This is a genomic window from Arthrobacter agilis (genome assembly GCF_006494655.1).
Lineage (GTDB): Bacteria > Actinomycetota > Actinomycetes > Actinomycetales > Micrococcaceae > Arthrobacter_D > Arthrobacter_D agilis.
On sequence record NZ_VHIM01000001.1, the window covers coordinates 561,907 to 578,151 of the forward strand.

16 protein-coding genes, 1 pseudogene and 1 riboswitch are annotated in these 16,245 nt (G+C 70.1%); of the genes and pseudogenes, 6 read left to right on the top strand and 11 right to left on the bottom strand.

Translation table 11 applies throughout. The features are described 5' to 3' along the window. Positions 1 to 63: 63 nt before the first annotated feature. The 3 genes from FJV46_RS02500 (at position 64) to FJV46_RS02510 (ending at position 2,354) form a co-directional block, all read left to right on the top strand. The gene (locus FJV46_RS02500) at positions 64 to 873 is read left to right on the top strand and encodes an amino acid ABC transporter substrate-binding protein (RefSeq protein WP_087031662.1); all 810 of its coding nucleotides are present in this window, start codon (positions 64 to 66) and stop codon (positions 871 to 873) included. A gap of 70 nt (positions 874 to 943) precedes the next feature. Next, on the top strand, positions 944 to 1,603 hold the full coding sequence (locus tag FJV46_RS02505; protein ID WP_087031665.1) for an amino acid ABC transporter permease: 660 nt from the start codon (positions 944 to 946) through the stop codon (positions 1,601 to 1,603). Beyond that, the gene (locus FJV46_RS02510) at positions 1,590 to 2,354 is read left to right on the top strand and encodes an amino acid ABC transporter ATP-binding protein (RefSeq protein ID WP_087031668.1); all 765 of its coding nucleotides are present in this window, start codon (positions 1,590 to 1,592) and stop codon (positions 2,352 to 2,354) included. The genes FJV46_RS02505 and FJV46_RS02510 overlap by 14 nt, the downstream gene beginning before the upstream one ends. Positions 2,355 to 2,746: 392 nt before the next feature. Here the strand turns inward: FJV46_RS02510 and fdhD are convergent, their stop codons facing one another. Continuing rightward, positions 2,747 to 3,574: a formate dehydrogenase accessory sulfurtransferase FdhD gene (fdhD, locus tag FJV46_RS02515; protein ID WP_087031671.1), complete on the bottom strand. Its 828-nt coding sequence runs from the start codon at positions 3,572 to 3,574 to the stop codon at positions 2,747 to 2,749. Between the two features lie 90 nt (positions 3,575 to 3,664). Between fdhD and FJV46_RS02520 the strand changes: the two genes are divergently transcribed. Beyond that, complete coding sequence (locus tag FJV46_RS02520) at positions 3,665 to 5,989, top strand: FdhF/YdeP family oxidoreductase (RefSeq protein ID WP_087031674.1); 2,325 nt, start codon at positions 3,665 to 3,667, stop codon at positions 5,987 to 5,989. 45 nt (positions 5,990 to 6,034) lie between these two features. Here FJV46_RS02520 and FJV46_RS02525 read toward each other — a convergent pair whose 3' ends face one another. The 7 genes and pseudogenes from FJV46_RS02525 to FJV46_RS02555 form a co-directional block, all read right to left on the bottom strand. Continuing rightward, positions 6,035 to 7,297, bottom strand: a complete 1,263-nt coding sequence (locus FJV46_RS02525) for a molybdopterin molybdotransferase MoeA (protein ID WP_087031676.1) — start codon at positions 7,295 to 7,297, stop codon at positions 6,035 to 6,037. After that, on the bottom strand, positions 7,294 to 7,578 hold the full coding sequence (locus FJV46_RS02530) for a DUF6457 domain-containing protein (protein WP_087031679.1): 285 nt from the start codon (positions 7,576 to 7,578) through the stop codon (positions 7,294 to 7,296). The genes FJV46_RS02525 and FJV46_RS02530 overlap by 4 nt, the downstream gene beginning before the upstream one ends. Before the next feature lie 19 nt (positions 7,579 to 7,597). Then, on the bottom strand, positions 7,598 to 8,206 hold the full coding sequence (gene mobA / locus FJV46_RS02535; protein WP_087031682.1) for a molybdenum cofactor guanylyltransferase: 609 nt from the start codon (positions 8,204 to 8,206) through the stop codon (positions 7,598 to 7,600). After that, positions 8,203 to 8,701: pseudogene (locus tag FJV46_RS02540) on the bottom strand (HNH endonuclease). The gene mobA and the pseudogene FJV46_RS02540 overlap by 4 nt, the downstream one beginning before the upstream one ends. A gap of 245 nt (positions 8,702 to 8,946) precedes the next feature. Further along, positions 8,947 to 9,891, bottom strand: coding sequence for an NlpC/P60 family protein (locus FJV46_RS02545; protein WP_087031685.1), 945 nt, complete (start codon positions 9,889 to 9,891; stop codon positions 8,947 to 8,949). Between the two features lie 20 nt (positions 9,892 to 9,911). Further along, positions 9,912 to 10,841 (bottom strand): NlpC/P60 family protein, encoded by a 930-nt coding sequence (locus FJV46_RS02550; RefSeq protein ID WP_087031688.1) that lies wholly within the window; start codon positions 10,839 to 10,841, stop codon positions 9,912 to 9,914. 5 nt (positions 10,842 to 10,846) lie between these two features. Next, positions 10,847 to 11,015, bottom strand: a riboswitch (cyclic di-AMP (ydaO/yuaA leader). Between the two features lie 247 nt (positions 11,016 to 11,262). Next, complete coding sequence (locus FJV46_RS02555; RefSeq protein ID WP_087031691.1) at positions 11,263 to 11,961, bottom strand: iron-dependent transcriptional repressor DtxR; 699 nt, start codon at positions 11,959 to 11,961, stop codon at positions 11,263 to 11,265. A gap of 273 nt (positions 11,962 to 12,234) precedes the next feature. Here FJV46_RS02555 and serC point away from each other — a divergent pair, with 273 nt between their 5' ends. Continuing rightward, positions 12,235 to 13,359, top strand: a complete 1,125-nt coding sequence (gene serC, locus FJV46_RS02560; protein ID WP_087031696.1) for a phosphoserine transaminase — start codon at positions 12,235 to 12,237, stop codon at positions 13,357 to 13,359. Positions 13,360 to 13,376: 17 nt separating this feature from the next. Here the strand turns inward: serC and FJV46_RS02565 are convergent, their stop codons facing one another. Genes FJV46_RS02565 through FJV46_RS02575 form a run of 3 tightly spaced genes read right to left on the bottom strand, consistent with a single transcriptional unit; the run spans position 13,377 to position 15,729 of the window. Continuing rightward, positions 13,377 to 14,654 carry an MFS transporter gene (locus FJV46_RS02565; RefSeq protein ID WP_087031699.1) on the bottom strand — a complete coding sequence of 426 codons (1,278 nt, stop codon included), beginning with the start codon at positions 14,652 to 14,654 and terminating at the stop codon, positions 13,377 to 13,379. A gap of 34 nt (positions 14,655 to 14,688) precedes the next feature. Then, positions 14,689 to 15,336 (bottom strand): DUF3027 domain-containing protein, encoded by a 648-nt coding sequence (locus tag FJV46_RS02570; protein WP_232008578.1) that lies wholly within the window; start codon positions 15,334 to 15,336, stop codon positions 14,689 to 14,691. Between the two features lie 9 nt (positions 15,337 to 15,345). Further along, positions 15,346 to 15,729, bottom strand: coding sequence for a cold-shock protein (locus FJV46_RS02575; RefSeq protein WP_087031702.1), 384 nt, complete (start codon positions 15,727 to 15,729; stop codon positions 15,346 to 15,348). A gap of 178 nt (positions 15,730 to 15,907) precedes the next feature. Here FJV46_RS02575 and FJV46_RS02580 point away from each other — a divergent pair, with 178 nt between their 5' ends. Beyond that, a complete protein-coding gene (locus FJV46_RS02580) occupies positions 15,908 to 16,195 on the top strand; it encodes a hypothetical protein (RefSeq protein WP_126130553.1) in 288 nt (95 codons plus the stop codon). The last annotated feature ends 50 nt before the right edge of the window (positions 16,196 to 16,245 follow it).

A 16,245-nucleotide genomic window follows, 5' to 3' on the forward strand; every position in this document is an offset into this window, starting at 1 on the left:
GGAGGACGCCCCGCTTATTTCCCCACCGGGCCTGCCCGCCATCGCAATCGAAGGAATGCCCCCATGAAGCACAGCCTGTCCGTCCTCGGTGCCGCCGCCGCACTCACCCTCGCCCTCGCCGGCTGTGGCTCGTCGTCGACCCCTGCGTCCGGCGAGTCCGCCGCCCCCTCCTCCCTGCAGGAGATCCAGGACTCGGGTGTCCTGACCGTCGGCACCGAGGGCACCTACCGCCCCTTCAGCTTCCACGAGGGCGGAAGTGGCGCGCTGACGGGGTACGACGTCGAGGTCATCACCGCCGTCGCGGAGAAGATGGGCGTGGAGGCGGAGTTCGAGGAGACGCAGTGGGACGCGATCTTCGCCGGCCTCGAGGCGGGACGTTTCGACGTCATCGCCAATCAGGTGAGCATCACGGACGAGCGCAAGGAGTCCTACGACTTCTCCGAGCCGTACACGGTCAGCTCCGGCGTGATCGTCACGACCGCGGACAACGACGACATCTCCTCGTTCGAGGACCTCGACGGCAAGACGACGGCGCAGTCGCTGACCAGCAACTGGAACGACCTGGCGAAGGAGAGCGGCGCCAACGTGGAGCCGGTCGAGGGCTGGGCACAGTCCGTCACGCTCCTCGAGCAGGGGCGCGTCGATGCCACCATCAACGACGAGCTGACCTACCTGGACTACCAGAAGAACAACAGCAACGAGAACATCAAGATCGCGGCCACCACCGAGGAGAACTCGCAGAGCGCCGTGGCCGTCCGCAAGGGCAGCACCGAGCTCGTCGACGCCATCGACAGCGCCCTCGAGGAGCTGCGCGCCGACGGCACCCTCGCGGAGATCTCGCAGAAGTACTTCGGCTCCGACGTCAGCGAGTGATCGGATCACTAGGCTGGGGACGACGACGCGTCCCGCACGGCAGGGGCGCCGGGGCCGGAGGGGCTGACTGATGGACTGGGAACTGGTGCGCACGTCCTTCTGGCCCATGCTCTCGGGCGGGCTGATGGGCACCATCCCGCTGTCCCTCGCCTCGTTCGCCCTCGGCCTGGCGCTGGCCCTCGTGGTCGCGCTCATGCGTATCAGCGGACAGCCGGTCCTCTCCGCCGTCGCCCGGGCCTACGTGTCCGTGATCCGCGGCACGCCGCTGCTCGTGCAGCTGTTCGTCATCTTCTACGGGCTCCCCTCCATCGGGGCGACCATCGATCCGTGGCCCAGCGCCATCATCGCCTTCTCGCTCAACGTGGCGGGCTACGCGGCGGAGATCCTGCGCGCCGCCATCCTCTCCGTGCCGAAGGGGCAGTGGGAAGCCGGGCACACCATCGGGATGTCGCGCGCCCTGACGCTACGCCGTGTGATCCTCCCCCAGGCGGCCCGGGTCTCCGTGCCTCCCCTGTCCAACACGTTCATCAGCCTCGTGAAGGACACCTCCCTGGCCTCGCTGATCCTCGTGGGTGAGCTGTTCCGCGAAGCCCAGCAGATCGCTTCCTTCTCGCAGCAGTTCCTCCTGATCTACATCGAGGCCGCGGCGATCTACTGGGTGTTCTGCCTCGTCCTGTCCGGCGGCCAGTCCGCACTCGAGAAGCGATTGGACCGCTATGTCTCCCGCTGATCCCCTCCTGAGAGTCACCGGTCTGCAGAAATCCTTCGGGGACAACCGGGTGCTGTCCTCCATCGGTCTCGACCTCGCCGACGGGCAGGTCCTCGCGCTCGTGGGCCCGTCCGGCTCCGGCAAGACCACCGTGCTGCGGTGCCTCAACGGACTCGAGACACCCGACGGCGGCACGGTCGCCTTCCGCGGCGGACCGGACGTGGACTTCGGCACGAAGGTCGCGAAGAAGGAAGCGCTCGCCCTCCGCGACCGCAGCGCCATGGTGTTCCAGAACTACAACCTCTTCCCGCACATGACAGTGCTGGAGAACATCATCGAGGGCCCGGTCCAGGTGCAGAAACGCCCCCGCAGGGAGGCCGTCGTCGACGCCGAGCGACTCCTGGAGCGCGTGGGCCTCGCCGAGAAGCGCGACGACCACCCCTTCAACCTCTCGGGCGGGCAGCAGCAGCGCGTCGGGATCGTCCGCGCGCTGGCACTCCGGCCGGATCTGCTGCTCTTCGACGAGCCGACGTCGGCCCTGGACCCCGAGCTCGTGGGAGAGGTGCTGACCGTCATCAAGGAGCTCGCGGAGGAGAAATGGACCATGGTGATCGTGACCCATGAGCTGGCCTTCGCGCGGGAGGTCGCGGACGAGGTGGTGTTCATGGACGGCGGGGTCGTCGTCGAGCACGGGCATCCCGACCAGGTGCTGCGCAACCCCCGTGAGGAGCGCACGCGCCGCTTCGTGCAGCGCCTGCTCAACCCGTTCTAGGGCCCAGGCCGACCCCCGTCCGGGACCCCTCGGGATCCCCCGCCGACATCGCGCGTCAGAACCATCCCGCGTCCCGTCCCAGCCGACGTCGCGCGTCAGAACCGTCCCGATGCCGCGGCCCAGCCGGCGTCGCGCGTCAGAACCGTCCGGTTGCCGCGGCGTCGTGCACGTCCTTGGAGCCGCGCGGGGAGAGTTCCGCGGCGTGTTGCCCCGCGACACGCCTTCTGCCGGTGAACCGCGTGCACGACGCCGCACCCGTCGCCGGATCACCGCAGCAACGGTGCACCACGCCGCACCCGCCGCCGGATCACCGCAGCAACGCCGCACGACGCCGCACCATCGCCGAGGTCAGTCGCGGTCGGGGCTGCGGGCGGCTCGATCAGGCGGTCTGCTCAGGCGGCGATGCGGTCCGGGTGCGAGTAGCAGTTCAGCGAGGTCCCACGGCTGAAGCCCACGAGGGTCAGCCCGGCGTCGTCGGCCAGGTCCGCGGCGAGCGACGACGGCGCGCTGACAGCAGCGAGCACCGGGATGCCCGCGAGCTGCGCCTTCTGCACGAGCTCGAAGGACGCCCGGCCCGAGACCTGCAGGATGGTGCCCCGCAGGGGGAGCATGCCCTCGCGCAGGGCCCAGCCCACCACCTTGTCGACGGCGTTGTGGCGTCCCACGTCCTCCCGCAGGCACAGGAGGTCACCCTCGGCGGTGAAGAGCCCGGCAGCATGCACGCCGCCGGTGCGGTCGAACAGCTTCTGGTGCTCGCGCAGACGGTCCGGCAGCGACGCGAGGATCCCGAGGTCCACGGACGCGGTGTCCTCATGGAGGTCGAATCTGGAGGACTTCCGGACGGCGTCGATGGACGCCGTCCCGCAGATGCCGCACGAGCTCGAGGTGTAGACATGGCGCTCCATTGCGGTGTCGGGAAGCTCGACGCCGGGCCGAAGCTGCGCCTCGACCACGTTGAACGTCTGCTGGCCGTTGTCGTCCACTCCCGCGCAGTAGCGCAGGCTCGGCAACTGGCCCGGTTCCCACACCACCCCCTCGGAGACGAGGAAACCCGCCACCAGGTCGAAGTCGTCGCCCGGCGTGCGCATGGTGACGGTGAAGGCACTCCCACCGAGCCTGATTTCCAGGGGCTCCTCCCCTGCCAGGACATCCTCACGGCGTCCGGTCTGCGCCCCGATCCGGAACTTGGTGATGCGGCGGCGCTGCGTGACCCTGTTCATCCGGCTCTCCTCACTTCGGCCCTATGATGAGGTTAGTTGACCCCGGACACTTTGCCGGCGGGTCGACGTCGACACGAGGATGTGGATAGCGTGGCAACGAAGGCCCCCAAGGACAATATCGACGAAGCACAGCTGACGGTGGGGGCGCGGAAGACGCGGGCAGTAGGCCTACCCGCCGTCATCAATTCGCTGAAGATCTCCATGGACCAGATGGGCCCCGTGCGCAGCGCACAGACCCTCCTCGCCGTGAACCAGGTCAAGGGCTTCGACTGCATGGGCTGCGCCTGGCCCGAGGGCGACAAGCGCCACACGGCCGAGTTCTGCGAGAACGGCGCCAAGGCCGTCGCCGAGGAGGCCACGCGCCGCACCGTCCCGCCGTCGTTCTTCGCCGAGCACTCCGTCGAGGACCTCATGGGACGGGACGACTACTGGCTCGGCCAGCAGGGGCGCCTCACGCACCCCATGCTGCTCGACGACGGCGGAACCCACTACCGCGCCGTGTCCTGGGACGAGGCGAACCAGGTCATCGTCGACGAGCTCGCGGCCCTCGACAGCCCCGACGAGGCCGTCTTCTACACCTCCGGACGCACCTCGAACGAGGCCGCCTTCCTGTATCAGCTGATGGTGCGCGGTATCGGCACCAATAATCTGCCCGACTGCTCGAACATGTGCCACGAGTCCTCAGGATCGGCGCTGAACGAGACACTCGGCGTCGGGAAGGGGACGGTGTCCCTGCTGGACCTCGACACCGCGCCGCTGATCATCATCGCCGGCCAGAATCCCGGCACCAACCACCCCCGCATGCTGACCTCGCTCGAGAAGGCCAAGAAGAACGGCGGGGCCATCGTGGCCATCAACCCGCTCCCCGAGGCCGGGCTCATGCGCTTCGAGAACCCGCAGAACCCCATGGGCCTGCTCGGCACGCGCTTCGGTGGCGGCACGGCCCTGGCGGACGACTTCCTGCAGATCCGCATCGGCGGGGACCAGGCCCTGTTCCGCGGCCTCGGCAAGCACCTCCTCGAGCGGGAGGAAGCCACCGGCACGGTGTTCGACCACGACTTCATCGCCGAGCACACCCTCGGGCTCGAGGACTACCTCGCGAGCCTCCGGGAGACCAGCTGGGAGGAGATCACGACGGCGAGCGGCATCTCCAAGGCCGAGATCACGAAGGTCGGCGACCGCATGATCGCCTCGCCCGGCACGATCGTCTGCTGGGCGATGGGCCTGACGCAGCACAAGCACTCGGTGTCCACCCTGCGCGACGTCGTGAACGTCCTGCTGCTGCAGGGCAACGTCGGCAAGCCCGGAGCCGGGGTCTGCCCGGTGCGCGGCCACTCCAACGTGCAGGGCGACCGCACCATGGGGATCTTCGAGCGCATGCCCGAGGCGTTCCACGACGCCCTCGACCAGCGCTTCCACTTCGCTTCCCCCCGCCGGCACGGCTTCGACACCGTTGCCGCCATCCGGGCGATGCGCGACGGCAAGGCGCGGGTCTTCATGGGCATGGGCGGCAACTTCGTCCGCGCGACACCGGACACGAACGTCACGGAACAGGCGCTGCGGAACACGCGCCTGACCGTGCAGGTCTCGACCAAGCTGAACCGCTCGCACCTCGTCACCGGGACGCGCGCCCTGATCCTCCCTGCCCTCGGCCGCACGGACAGGGACACGCAATCGGGCGGCGACCAGCGTGTCACCGTCGAGGACTCCATGAGCGCGGTGCACGCCTCGACGGGCCGCCTGAAGCCCTCGAGCTCCGAGATGCGGTCGGAGATCGCCATCGTCTGCGACCTGGGTGACCGCCTGTTCGCCCGGGAGGACAGCCCGTTCCGCAGCAACGCCCCGCAGCTGGACTGGAAGGCCGCGCAGGCGGACTACCGCGTCATCCGGCAGCACATCAGCGCCGTGGTGCCGGGCTTCGACGACTTCGAGGACCGCATCGACAAGCCCGGTGGCTTCGTGCTGCCGAACGGCCCACGCGACAGCCGCACCTTCACCACCGCGACGGGCAAGGCGAACTTCTCGGCCAACACACTGGAGTACCCGAAGGTCCCCGCGGGCAGGCTCATCCTGCAGACCCTGCGCTCGCACGACCAGTACAACACCACGATCTACGGCAAGGACGACCGCTACCGCGGCATCCACAACGGTCGCCGCGTCGTCTTCCTCAGCCCCGAGGACATCGCGGAGGCCGGGCTCGACGACGGCGACATGGTGCACCTGGTCTCCGAGTGGTCCGACGGCGTCGAGCGCCGCGCCGAGGACTTCCGTGTGGTCGCCTACTCGACGCCGAAGGGGTGTGCGGCAGCGTACTACCCGGAGACGAACGTCCTCGTGCCGCTCGACTCGACGGCCGACATCAGCGGCACGCCGACGTCGAAGTCCGTGATCATCAGAGTCGAACGAGCGGGCTGACCGGTCGGAGGGCGCCAGGCGCGCCCTCCGACCGGCGCTCCGCCGTCAGGCCAGCCAGGGGAGGGACAGCCCGGGTACGGAGTCGCCCGCCGCACACCCCTCCGCGGGCACCACGAGGACGCCGTCGGCCGCGGCCAGCCCCCGCAGCATGCCCGAGCGCTGGTGCGAACTCGGCACGGCGTGTCCGGACTCGAGCCGGTAGGGGACGAGGCGGCTCCTGCCGTGCAGGGGTTCGAAGGCCTCCGCGCTCGTCACCGGCTCCGGTTCGTCGAGGCCCGCACCGCGCAGGCCGGCCAGCAGGGGCGCGGCGACGGTGAGCATCGCCATCATCGCGGCCAACGGATTGCCCGGGAGGCCCACGAGGAAACGGCCGTCGGCCAGGCGTGCCAGCAGGGTCGGGTGCCCGGGTCTCATCGCGATGCCGTCGATGATGAGTTCCGCGCCCAGTTCCGTGAGGGCCCGCCGGATGTGGTCGGCCGAGGAGCCCCCGGTGCCGCCCGTGGTGATCAGGACGTCGCCCGAGGCCCTGGCAAGGGAGAACTCGTCGGTCGCCTCGGCACTGATGGCCGCGACGACGTCGTCGAGATCGTCCTTGGCACGGCCCGCCACGTCCACGTGGCCGCCGAGCATCGCCACGAACCCGGGCAGTTGCGGGCCGAAGGTGTCCCGCACCTGGCCCGCGTGCGGGAGGCCGTGGTCGATCACCTCGTCACCCGTCATCAGCAGGGACACGCGCGGCGACCTGAGGACCGTCAAGGTATCGTGCCCACAGACCGCGGCGAGGGCGATCTGGGCCGGGTTCAGGACGACGCCGGCGGGGATGGCGATGATGCCCTGCTCGGCCTCCTCCCCCGCGGGACGGACGTGCTCGTGCAGGGCGGGTTCATCGGGTCGGGCGGAGCCGTTGCGGTCCAGCAGGTCACCGCGGACGGCGCCGTGCTCGGTCCGCAGGATACCGACGGCGTTCTGCGGGACCACCCCGCCCGTGAGGATGAAGGTGGCTTCCCCCGGTGCGAGGGCGACCTCTCCGGAGTCGGCGTGCGGCGACGGCCGCCCTCGGGGGTGTTCCTCGGGTGCGGCATGGCTGACGAGCCGCCACGGGGCCTCCCCGTTGACCGCCCAGCCGTCCATCGCGGACGAGGCGTAGTGCGGGATGGGCTGGAGCGGGTACACGGGTTCGGCCAGCGTCTGCCCCAGGGCGTCCGCGAGGGGAACGGTGTGGAACGGCAGTGCCCGTCCGGCACGGTACGCGAGCGTCCGGGCGGTCCGCCAGTCGACGTCCTGCGCAGGGATGAGGGCCTCGCTCATTCGGTGCCGCCGTCCGTCGCGGCCTCAGTGCACAGGGTGTCGGCGACGGACATGGCCGAGTCCATGGCCACGCGTTCCTCTGCCTGCCCACTGCCCACCGCGAGCCCTGCGGCATAGCCGACCACGAACGTGGTGAGCGGTGCCGCCGGCCGGACGACGCCGTGCGCCGCCTTGCCGGCGAGATCGAGGACGGCGTCGATGTCCACGCGCGTCCCGTCGATCTCGAAGGCGGCGAGCAGCTTCTCCGTCCAGTCGTGCAGGAGCTTCTGGCGATCGTCCATGGGGGTCCTCCGGGTGGTGCTAGGGGACGTCGACGCCCAGCGCTCGTGCATCGTTCCAGGTGTCGACGTCGTACGTCGTGCCCCGCGGAACCGGGACCGGTCTGCTCCTCACAGTAGCAAGGAGGCTGCGCATCGAGAGATTGTCAGCGGACCCGCGTGCGAGGACGGCGCCGATGGACGCGGCGAGGTCCGCGGAGCGGTAGAGCGCCGCGAGCGGTTGGTCGCGTCCGTCGTCGACCGCGACGAGAGACGCACGCGTGTCCGCCGAGGCCTCCGCCAGCAGCAGCGGAAGAAGCTCTCCCAGGCGGGGCATGTCACACGCGACCACGGCGCACCAAGGCGATCGCCCCGGGTCGAGGGCTGCGAACCCCGCGACGACGGCCGCGGCGGGCCCCGCGAACGGCGGCTCCTCGCGCACGAAGGACGGCGTGCCCGGCAGGGACGCTGCGATACCGCCCGGCACGGGTCCCACGACCACGATCCGTGCTGCCTGGTCGAGGACCGCGCACGTCCGGTGGAGCAGCGTCTCGCCGTCGAGGAGGAGGCCCGCCTTCGGCACGCCGCCGAGACGCGAGGACCGGCCTCCGGCGAGGACGACGGCATCGAACCGCGGTCCGGGCTCGCTCACGCAGCCCTCTCCGTGAGGAACTCGCTCCACTGCGGCGCAGGCTTCTCCAACTCCCTGATCTGCCACTGGGGACCCCGCGGCGGCAGGGGCACGACGCGCAGGGACCAGCCCAGGCTGCCCAGGGTCTTGTCCCCCTTGGCGTTGTTGCAGGGTGAGGCAGCACGCCACCAGGTTCTCCCAGGTGTCCGCGCCGCCCCTCGAACGCGGCATGACGTGATCGATGGTGGACGCCGTCCGGCCGCAGTAGGCACACAGGTGGTTGTCACGGCGGAGGACACCGCGCCGGGTCGCGGCCACGTCATGGCGGTACGGGATCTTCACGTACCGGTTCAGCAGGATCACCGATGGCCGCCCGAGGATCTCCGAGGGCCCGACGATCGGTTCGTCGTCCTCGGCGACCACACTCGCCTTGCCCGTGAGAACAAGCACCAGCGCCCGGCGGAACGTGACGACCGCCAGTGGTTCATACCCTGCATTCAGAACAAGAGTGCGCATACGAAGGGCCTCGTTGCTACTGCTCCCCGCGCCGGTTGCCATCCCGGGTCACTGGGAGACGTGCTTCGGATTATCACTGCAAGGGTAAGCCGGAGACCCGGCGGGGGCTAATCGGCGCGCAGCCGGGTGGGCACGTGTCGCACGGCGCGGGTTCTGCTGGTACTCGCCCTCTCGGCGCCGGGACGCGAAAGGGACCGACGCCGAGCGCCGGTCCCTTTCGCACCTGCGGATGGTTCGGGTACTGGTCAGCCGCCCACGCGGATGTAGACGCCGCCGGAACCGAGTTCGGCCGGTGCGATCACCGTGGAGTTGCCGTTGAAGCCACCGTGCACGGCCTGGCCGCCGCCGATGTAGACAGCGATGTGGGCCATGCCCATGCCGCCGTCGGCGTAGTAGATGAGGTCACCCGGGATGGCTTCTCCGGCGCTGACGGTCCGACCGAGGGAGAGGTAACCGGCCGGCCAGCCGTGGAAGTTGATCCCCGCGGCGGCGAGGGCGTTGCTGGCGAGCCGGGTGCAGTCCTGCGTCACGCCGAGCTGGCCCTTCGCCGCGGCGGCGATGGTGGCGGCGACACCGGACGAAACGGCCGGAGCGGGAGCGACGACCTTGGCGGGCACAGGAGCGGCGAACTTGGCGGGCGCGGGAGCAGCGACCGGGGCCGGCGCTGCGACCGGGGCTGCGACGACGGCGGTGGCGACGGGCGCAGGTGCTGCGACCACGGGCGCTGCCGCAACGGGTGCCGGTGCTTGAACGGGGGCCGGCACCTCTGCGACGGCGGCTGCCGCGACGGGAGCGGACACCTCCACGACGGCGGCAACAGGAGCTTCCACGGGGGCTTCGACCACGGGTGCAGGCTGCACGGCTGCGAGCTTGGGCTTCGCGACGACGGGCTTGGCCTTGACTTTCACGGCTGTCTTGTTGAAGGAGACCACCGGCGTGGTCGAGGCGACGACGGCCGTGCGGGTCGCGGTCACCGTGATGTTGGAGGTGGCGACATCGCGCTGGGGCTGGAGGTCCGCGGCGTTGGCTGCGACACCGCTGGTCAGGATGAGGCCGGATGCAGCGGCGATGACGGCGGCCTGGCGGCCCATCCCGCCCGCGTTGGTGGTGACGGCCTTGGCGAGGGCTGAGAGTCCGGCAGCGTTCTGCGCGTCTGCCCGGTGGCGTGCGATGGTGGCGCGTGAAGTCATGGTGTTATCTCCGTGGGGTTCTAGCGGACGCGGACGAAGCTGGCGCCGGGAAGGTCGGACAGGGCGTGAAGGCCGGTGTTCATGCCGTTGAGGCCACCGCTGATGACCTGGCCGTTGCCGACGTAGATCGCGACGTGACCGGGTGTGATGACGAGATCGCCCGCCGCGGGTGATCCCACGACGTCGCCGAACTGGAAGAACTGACCGGGAGCCAGATCGCCGACGGTCTTGCCGACGGAGCGCAGGGCCTTCTCGACCATCGCCGTGCAATCCTGCGCGACACCGATCTGGCCGTACGCGGAGGCGACGAGACCCGCTGCGACACCCGAGGACTGGACGGGGGCAGGCGCAACAGGAGCGGGAGCCGCAGGGGCCGGAGCTGCCGCGACGGCAGCAGCAGGCGCCACCGGCGCGGGAGCAGCGGGGGCTACCGGCGCGGGGGCAGCAATGGCCACCGGAGCGGGAGCGATGGCTGCCGGAGCGGGAGCGATGGCTACCTCGACGGCGGCCACCTCCACAACGGGGGCGATCTCAGCGACGGGAGCGGCCTCGACGACCGCTGCCTCCACGGACGCGGCCTCTGCGACGGGGGCTTCCGCGACGGGTGCTTCCGCGGCCGGAGCCTTCGCGATCGGAGCGATCTTCACCGATGCAGCCGGGGTGACGGCGACGGCTTCCCGCTCGAAGGCGACGGTGGCTGTGGCCGGAACCGTGATCTCGACGGCGGCGACGCGGCTGATCGTCGCTGTGGACGACTGCACCTCGCGCTCGGCGGTGGTGACCCCGTGGGCCGGCAGGCCTGCCGTGAGTACCAGCCCGGAGGCGGCGACGACGACCGCGGCCTGGCGCCCGACCGATCCGGCGTTGGAGGCTGCTGCGGCGGAGAGCGCCGTCAGCGGACTGCGGGTCTGGGGCGCGCGGTGGCGACCCAGCGAAGAGCTGGTGGACACGTTGGATTACCTCTCCCAACGCCTGCGAGGTGAGCTGTCGGATTCGGATGGGAGTCACCCGGCCGCTGCGTGAACAGCGACTTAACCCCGAGGATCTCTGGATCGAGACCCGAAAATTGGTTCCCCCGCCTCTGCCATGCGATGGTGCGAACGGACCTCCGGCAATGGCAGAGCTAGGCAATTTGCGCGGAGGGTGCCGGATCTAGAGCGACGGTGGCACGGGATGAAGGCTATCCCAGAACCAGCCTTATGTCACGTTCCGATCACGGAACGGTGTGTTTATGGTGACGGCGCTGCTCGCGGGCCCCGCCGTTCGAGGCGTGAGCGCCGTCGCCCGGCATGCCGCGCGGCCTGGTGAACCGGCCGCGCAGTGTAACGGACCCCGTCATGCAGTGCCGCGCGGCGAGGTGAACCGGCCGCCTCAGGCCGCGACGGCGACGAAGACGTGCGAGGCGACCTCCGGCGGAAGTTCGAGCGCTCCCTCGACGCCGGGCACCCGTACGGACACGTATCCGCCCACGGATTCCAGCGAGAGCTGCGCTCCCGGGCGGAGCCCCCCTTCGTCCAGCTGCGTGAGGAGCTCCGGGTCCACCTGGATGGGCTCCGCGAGACGGACCAGCGTGACGCTGCTGTCCGGGGAATACGTCCCCATGGCTGCGAGCAGTGTCACCACGCCGTCCGTGAACAGCTCCGACCGCACGCCTCCGATGGCCTCGAGGCCCGGGATCGGGTTCCCGTAGGGCGATTCGGACGGCTTCCCGAGCAGTTCGTACAGCCGCCGCTCCACCCGCTCGCTCATGACGTGCTCCCAGCGGCAGGCCTCGTCGTGCACGTAGGCCCAGTCGAGTCCGATCACGTCACTCAACAGGCGCTCCGCGAGGCGATGCTTGCGCATCACGCCGGTCGCGCGGTGCCGGCCCAGTTCGGTGAGTTCGAGGTGTCGATCCCCGGACACCACGACGAGGCCGTCCCGCTCCATGCGTCCGATGGTCTGGGAGACAGTGGGTCCCGAGTGGCGCAGGCGCTCCGCGATGCGCGCCCGCAATGCCACGATGTTCTCCTCCTCGAGCTCGAGGATGGTCCGCAGGTACATCTCGGTGGTGTCGATGAGATCCGTCATGCGGGGTCAGCTCCTTGGTGCGGTGCGGGTGCGCGGCCGGACATGCCTCACGCCGGTCGAGGGGCGTGGCGCCCCGTGACAGCAGCCGGTTCACCCCACGCTTCCCAAGGTTAACGCATGAGTGAACCTCGGGAAGCGTGGAGGACGTGGGTCGGATCTCCCTGATGGACGACGCCGCCCGGCGCACGCGGCGCGAACCGTTCACAAATGGAGGGCCGCCGGTCGCTGGGGCAGAATGAGGGCCGTACCCGCCGCCGACCAGCTGGAGAACCCATGAGCGAAACACTCCGCATCCCCGATCACCTGCTGCCCGCGGACGGCCGCTTCGGCGCCGGTCCCTCGAAGGTGCGCAGGGAACAGCTGGACGCCCTGGTCGCGGCCGGACCGGCGCTGCTCGGGACATCCCACCGCCAGGCTCCCGTGCGGAACCTCGTGGGGCGCGTGCGCGAGGGTCTCGGGACGTTCTTCGACGCACCGGACGGGTACGAGGTGGTTCTCGGTGTAGGCGGCTCGACGGCGTTCTGGGACGTCGCGACCTTCGGACTCGTGGAGGCGAAGGCCCAGCATCTCTCGTTCGGGGAATTCGGCTCGAAGTTCGCCGCGGCCACGACGAAGGCGCCGTTCCTCGACGATTCCTCCGTGATCACCGCGCCGCCCGGCACCCGGCCGGAGGCAGTCGCGGAGACCGGGATCGACACCTATGCCTGGCCGCAGAACGAGACCTCCACGGGCGTCGCTGCACCTGTGCGGAGGGTGCAGGGAGCGGACGACGGCGCCCTGGTACTCGTCGACGCGACATCGGCCGCAGGTGGGCTCGACGTCGACGTCTCCCAGGCGGACGTCTACTACTTCGCACCGCAGAAGAATTTCGCGTCCGACGGCGGGCTGTGGTTGGGCCTCTTCTCCCCCGCGGCCCTCGAGCGGGCAGCACGGATCGCCGCCGGTGACCGCTGGGTCCCCGACTTCCTGAACCTGCAGACAGCGATCGACAACTCCCGGCTGAACCAGACCTACAACACCCCGTCCCTCTCCACCCTCGTGACACTCGACGCGCAGGTGCAGTGGCTGAACGCGCAGGGCGGCCTCCCGTTCGCCGCGGCACGCACGGCGGATTCCGCCGGCCGCCTCTACCGCTGGGCGGAGGCCTCACCGGTGGCGAGCCCCTACGTCGCTCGCCCCGAGGACCGCTCGAACGTCATCGTCACCGTGGACTTCGACGAGGGTGTCGACGCCGCACGCATCGCCGCTGTCCTGCGCTCCCACGGGATCGTCGACGTCGAGCCGTACCGCAAGCTCGGCCGCAACCAGTTGCGCATCGCCACCTTCGTCGCGATCGAGCCGGACGACGTCTCGGCCCTCATCGCCTGCATCGATCACGTGGTGGAACAGCTCCTCTGAGGGAGCCGGGGCCGCCGTCAGCGACTGCTGCCCGCGGCGCCGGGCTCGTGGTCCAGGCGGAGCCGGCGGGGCGCCGTGCGGTCGTAGCGCAGCCTGACCTCGTGGTACTTCCACGCCCAGAAGATCCCCGCCGCGGCGGCGATGATTCCTGACGCGGCAGCGACGCCGAGGCTCCACCGCGGACCGAACATGTCGGAGACCCACCCCACCACGGGCGCTCCGAGGGGTGTTCCGCCGAGGAAGATCGCGAAGTAGAGGGCCATCACCCGCCCGCGCATGGTCGGGTCGGTGGTCGTCTGCACGTAGGCGTTGGCGCTGGTCATCAGGGTGAGCGCGAACAGTCCCACGGGCACCAGCGCCAGCCCGAACAGCCAGAGGGTGGGGGCCAGTGCCGCCAGCAGGCACGCGACACCGAAGGCGGCGGATGCTCCGAAGATGAATCGCAGGCGCGGACGCTCGCGGCGTGCGGACAGGAGCGCACCGGCCACCGAGCCAACGGCCATCACCGAGGAGAGGACTCCGAAGACCCCGGCGCCTTGGCCGAACTCGGTACGCGCCATGGCCGCGATGAACACGGCGAAGTTGAGCCCGAACGTCCCGACGATGAAGATGGCGAGCATGACCATCATGAGGTCCGGACGCTGACGGACGTACCGGAAGCCGGCGCGGATGCGCCCCTTGCCCCGGGCCTGCCGCGGTTGCGGGTTCAGTTCCGAGCGGCGCATGGCGAGGAGGACGTAGACCATGGCGCCGAAGGTGAGGGCGTTGATCATGAACACCCAGCCCGGCCCCACTCCTGCGGTGAGGAGCCCGGCCACGGCCGGACCGATCAGCCGGGCCCCGTTGAAGGAGGCACTGTTGAGGGCGACGGCGTTCGGCAGGTAGTCATCGCGTACGAGTTCGGAGACGAAGGCCTGCCGGGCAGGAGCGTCGAACGCGGAGACCACACCGAGTGCCAGGGCGAACGCGTAGACGTGCCACAGGACGGCGACGTCGAGGATGACCATGAGGCCGAGCCCCACACCCAGCAGCGCCATGGCGACCTGCGTCACCGCCAGGAGCTTCCGCCGGTCCACGGTATCCGCGATGAGGCCCGCCCAGGGCGCGATCACGAGCTGCGGACCCAGCTGGAGTGCCATGACGATGCCCAGGGCCGAGGCGTTCTGCGGCGTCAGGATGTCGTACACCAGCCAGTCCTGCGCGGTGCGCTGCATCCAGGTGCCGATGTTGGAGATCAGGGCCCCGATGAACCAGAGCCTGTAGTTGTGGATGCCGAGAGACCGGAAAGTGCTCATGCGCTCCCCTGTCCGTCCCGACGCCCCCGACCGATCACTCGGCGTCGGGGTCTTCCGCGCCGTCGGAACGGGTGTCGGCTGCCTCGTCGATCCCTGCACCGGCTGTGTCGGCGACCGGGTCAGCGTTGTCCGTCGGGGCGTCGTCCCCGGGGCGTCCGGCGGACGATGCGGCGTCCGCCGACGGGGCGGCGTCCGCTGACGGGGCGTCGTCCGCCGACGGGGCGTCGTCCTCCTGGGAGTCCTCCGGGCGCACCCGCTCGGACCAGGGCAGCCATTCGGGAGCCAGGAGTGCCGCGTCGGAGGGCAGCAGGCCGACCTCGCAGATCGTGACCTCCTTGCTCCGGGCCACGCGTGCGACCGTCGCGTACCACTGCCAGCCGCCGTACCCGGGCACGAAGGCTTCGAAGCGGTGGGTGACGAGGCGCTCTCCCTCGATCACCGCCGAGACATGGCGTCCCACCCGCGCCTCGGCGGCGCCCTCGAGGATCGCCTCCCGGGCTCGCTCCACGGCACCCTCGAGCACCGAGTCCGAGGTCGGGATTCGCCGGGCCGCGCGGGGCCGCTTCGGCGGGTCCGAGCGCTGGGGCGCGGACGCCTCGGAGAGGGCGGCGTCATCGGTCGGGAGCATGCCGGTCCCGGTCGGCGCTTCGCCGTGGGCAGTCTCCGGGCTGGTCTGGGTCATGGTCGAAGCCTACGCGTCGAGGTCGTCGGCGACGGCCCTGAGCACCGCGGCCACCTTCGTCGCGTGGGACTTCTCCGGGTAGCGACCCTTGCGCAGGCCGTTCGAGACGGCGTCGAGCAGCTTGATGAGGTCCTCGGTGATGACCGCCATGTCGTCGGCGCTCTTGCGGGTCGCCTTCGCCACCGACGGCGCCTGCTCGAGGATTCGCGCGGAGAGGGCCTGCAGCCCGCGGCGGCCGTCGGCGACGCCGAACTCCAGCTTGGTGCCGACCTTCACCTCGCTCACGCCGGCGGGCAGCGCCGAGGCATGTAGGAACACTTCCTTGCCGTCGTCCGTGGCCACAAAACCGAAGCCCTTGTCCACGTCGAACCACTTCACTTTGCCGATCGGCACGTCGTCTACCTCTTCTTGGCTGAACCGGACGCGAAGGCGTCTGCGGTGATGGTCCCGGCTCCATGACACTGGTGCTGGAGATGCGTGCTGCACTGCCGCCGCCGGGTAAGTCCGTGTCTCCTAGGATATAGGGTCACGGCCCTGCGCCCTGCCGAGATTCTTGTAGTCTGGGACGGCTATGATCCCTGACGACCCGGCCTCCTATCCCCCTCGGCGCGACGACACCGGGCGACGCCCGCACGACCCCGCGGAGCGACCCGGGCGTGGTCGGTTGATCGTGATGATCCTTGCGGTCGCCTTCGCGATCGTCGGGCTGCTGTCCCTGGCAGCCATCCTCGCCACGGCGTTCGTGCAGGGCACGGTGTGGCCCGGCTTCGTCCTGGCCAGCTATTTCTGCCTCCCCACCGCCTTCCTCCTGATGGTGGCCCTGGTCGTGTGGTCGGTCATCGGCCGCCGTCGGACCTGACCCGCCGCGCCCTGCACGCCCCCACACTCCGGGCTCCCACTGGATGAGGG

What these genes read in the sequence shown, in the direction of transcription:
- FJV46_RS02505 (WP_087031665.1), top strand. Translation starts at nt 944, where the DNA reads ATGGACTGGGAACTGGTGCGCACGTCCTTCTGGCCCATGCTCTCGGGC.
- FJV46_RS02500 (WP_087031662.1), top strand. Translation starts at nt 64, where the DNA reads ATGAAGCACAGCCTGTCCGTCCTCGGTGCCGCCGCCGCACTCACCCTC.
- FJV46_RS02525 (WP_087031676.1), bottom strand. Translation starts at nt 7,297, where the DNA reads ATGAGCGAGGCCCTCATCCCTGCGCAGGACGTCGACTGGCGGACCGCC.
- fdhD (WP_087031671.1), bottom strand. Translation starts at nt 3,574, where the DNA reads ATGAACAGGGTCACGCAGCGCCGCCGCATCACCAAGTTCCGGATCGGG.
- FJV46_RS02565 (WP_087031699.1), bottom strand. Translation starts at nt 14,654, where the DNA reads ATGAGCACTTTCCGGTCTCTCGGCATCCACAACTACAGGCTCTGGTTC.
- FJV46_RS02555 (WP_087031691.1), bottom strand. Translation starts at nt 11,961, where the DNA reads ATGACGGATCTCATCGACACCACCGAGATGTACCTGCGGACCATCCTC.
- serC (WP_087031696.1), top strand. Translation starts at nt 12,235, where the DNA reads ATGAGCGAAACACTCCGCATCCCCGATCACCTGCTGCCCGCGGACGGC.
- FJV46_RS02580 (WP_126130553.1), top strand. Translation starts at nt 15,908, where the DNA reads ATGATCCCTGACGACCCGGCCTCCTATCCCCCTCGGCGCGACGACACC.
- FJV46_RS02530 (WP_087031679.1), bottom strand. Translation starts at nt 7,578, where the DNA reads ATGGACGATCGCCAGAAGCTCCTGCACGACTGGACGGAGAAGCTGCTC.
- FJV46_RS02510 (WP_087031668.1), top strand. Translation starts at nt 1,590, where the DNA reads ATGTCTCCCGCTGATCCCCTCCTGAGAGTCACCGGTCTGCAGAAATCC.
- FJV46_RS02545 (WP_087031685.1), bottom strand. Translation starts at nt 9,891, where the DNA reads ATGACTTCACGCGCCACCATCGCACGCCACCGGGCAGACGCGCAGAAC.
- FJV46_RS02570 (WP_232008578.1), bottom strand. Translation starts at nt 15,336, where the DNA reads ATGACCCAGACCAGCCCGGAGACTGCCCACGGCGAAGCGCCGACCGGG.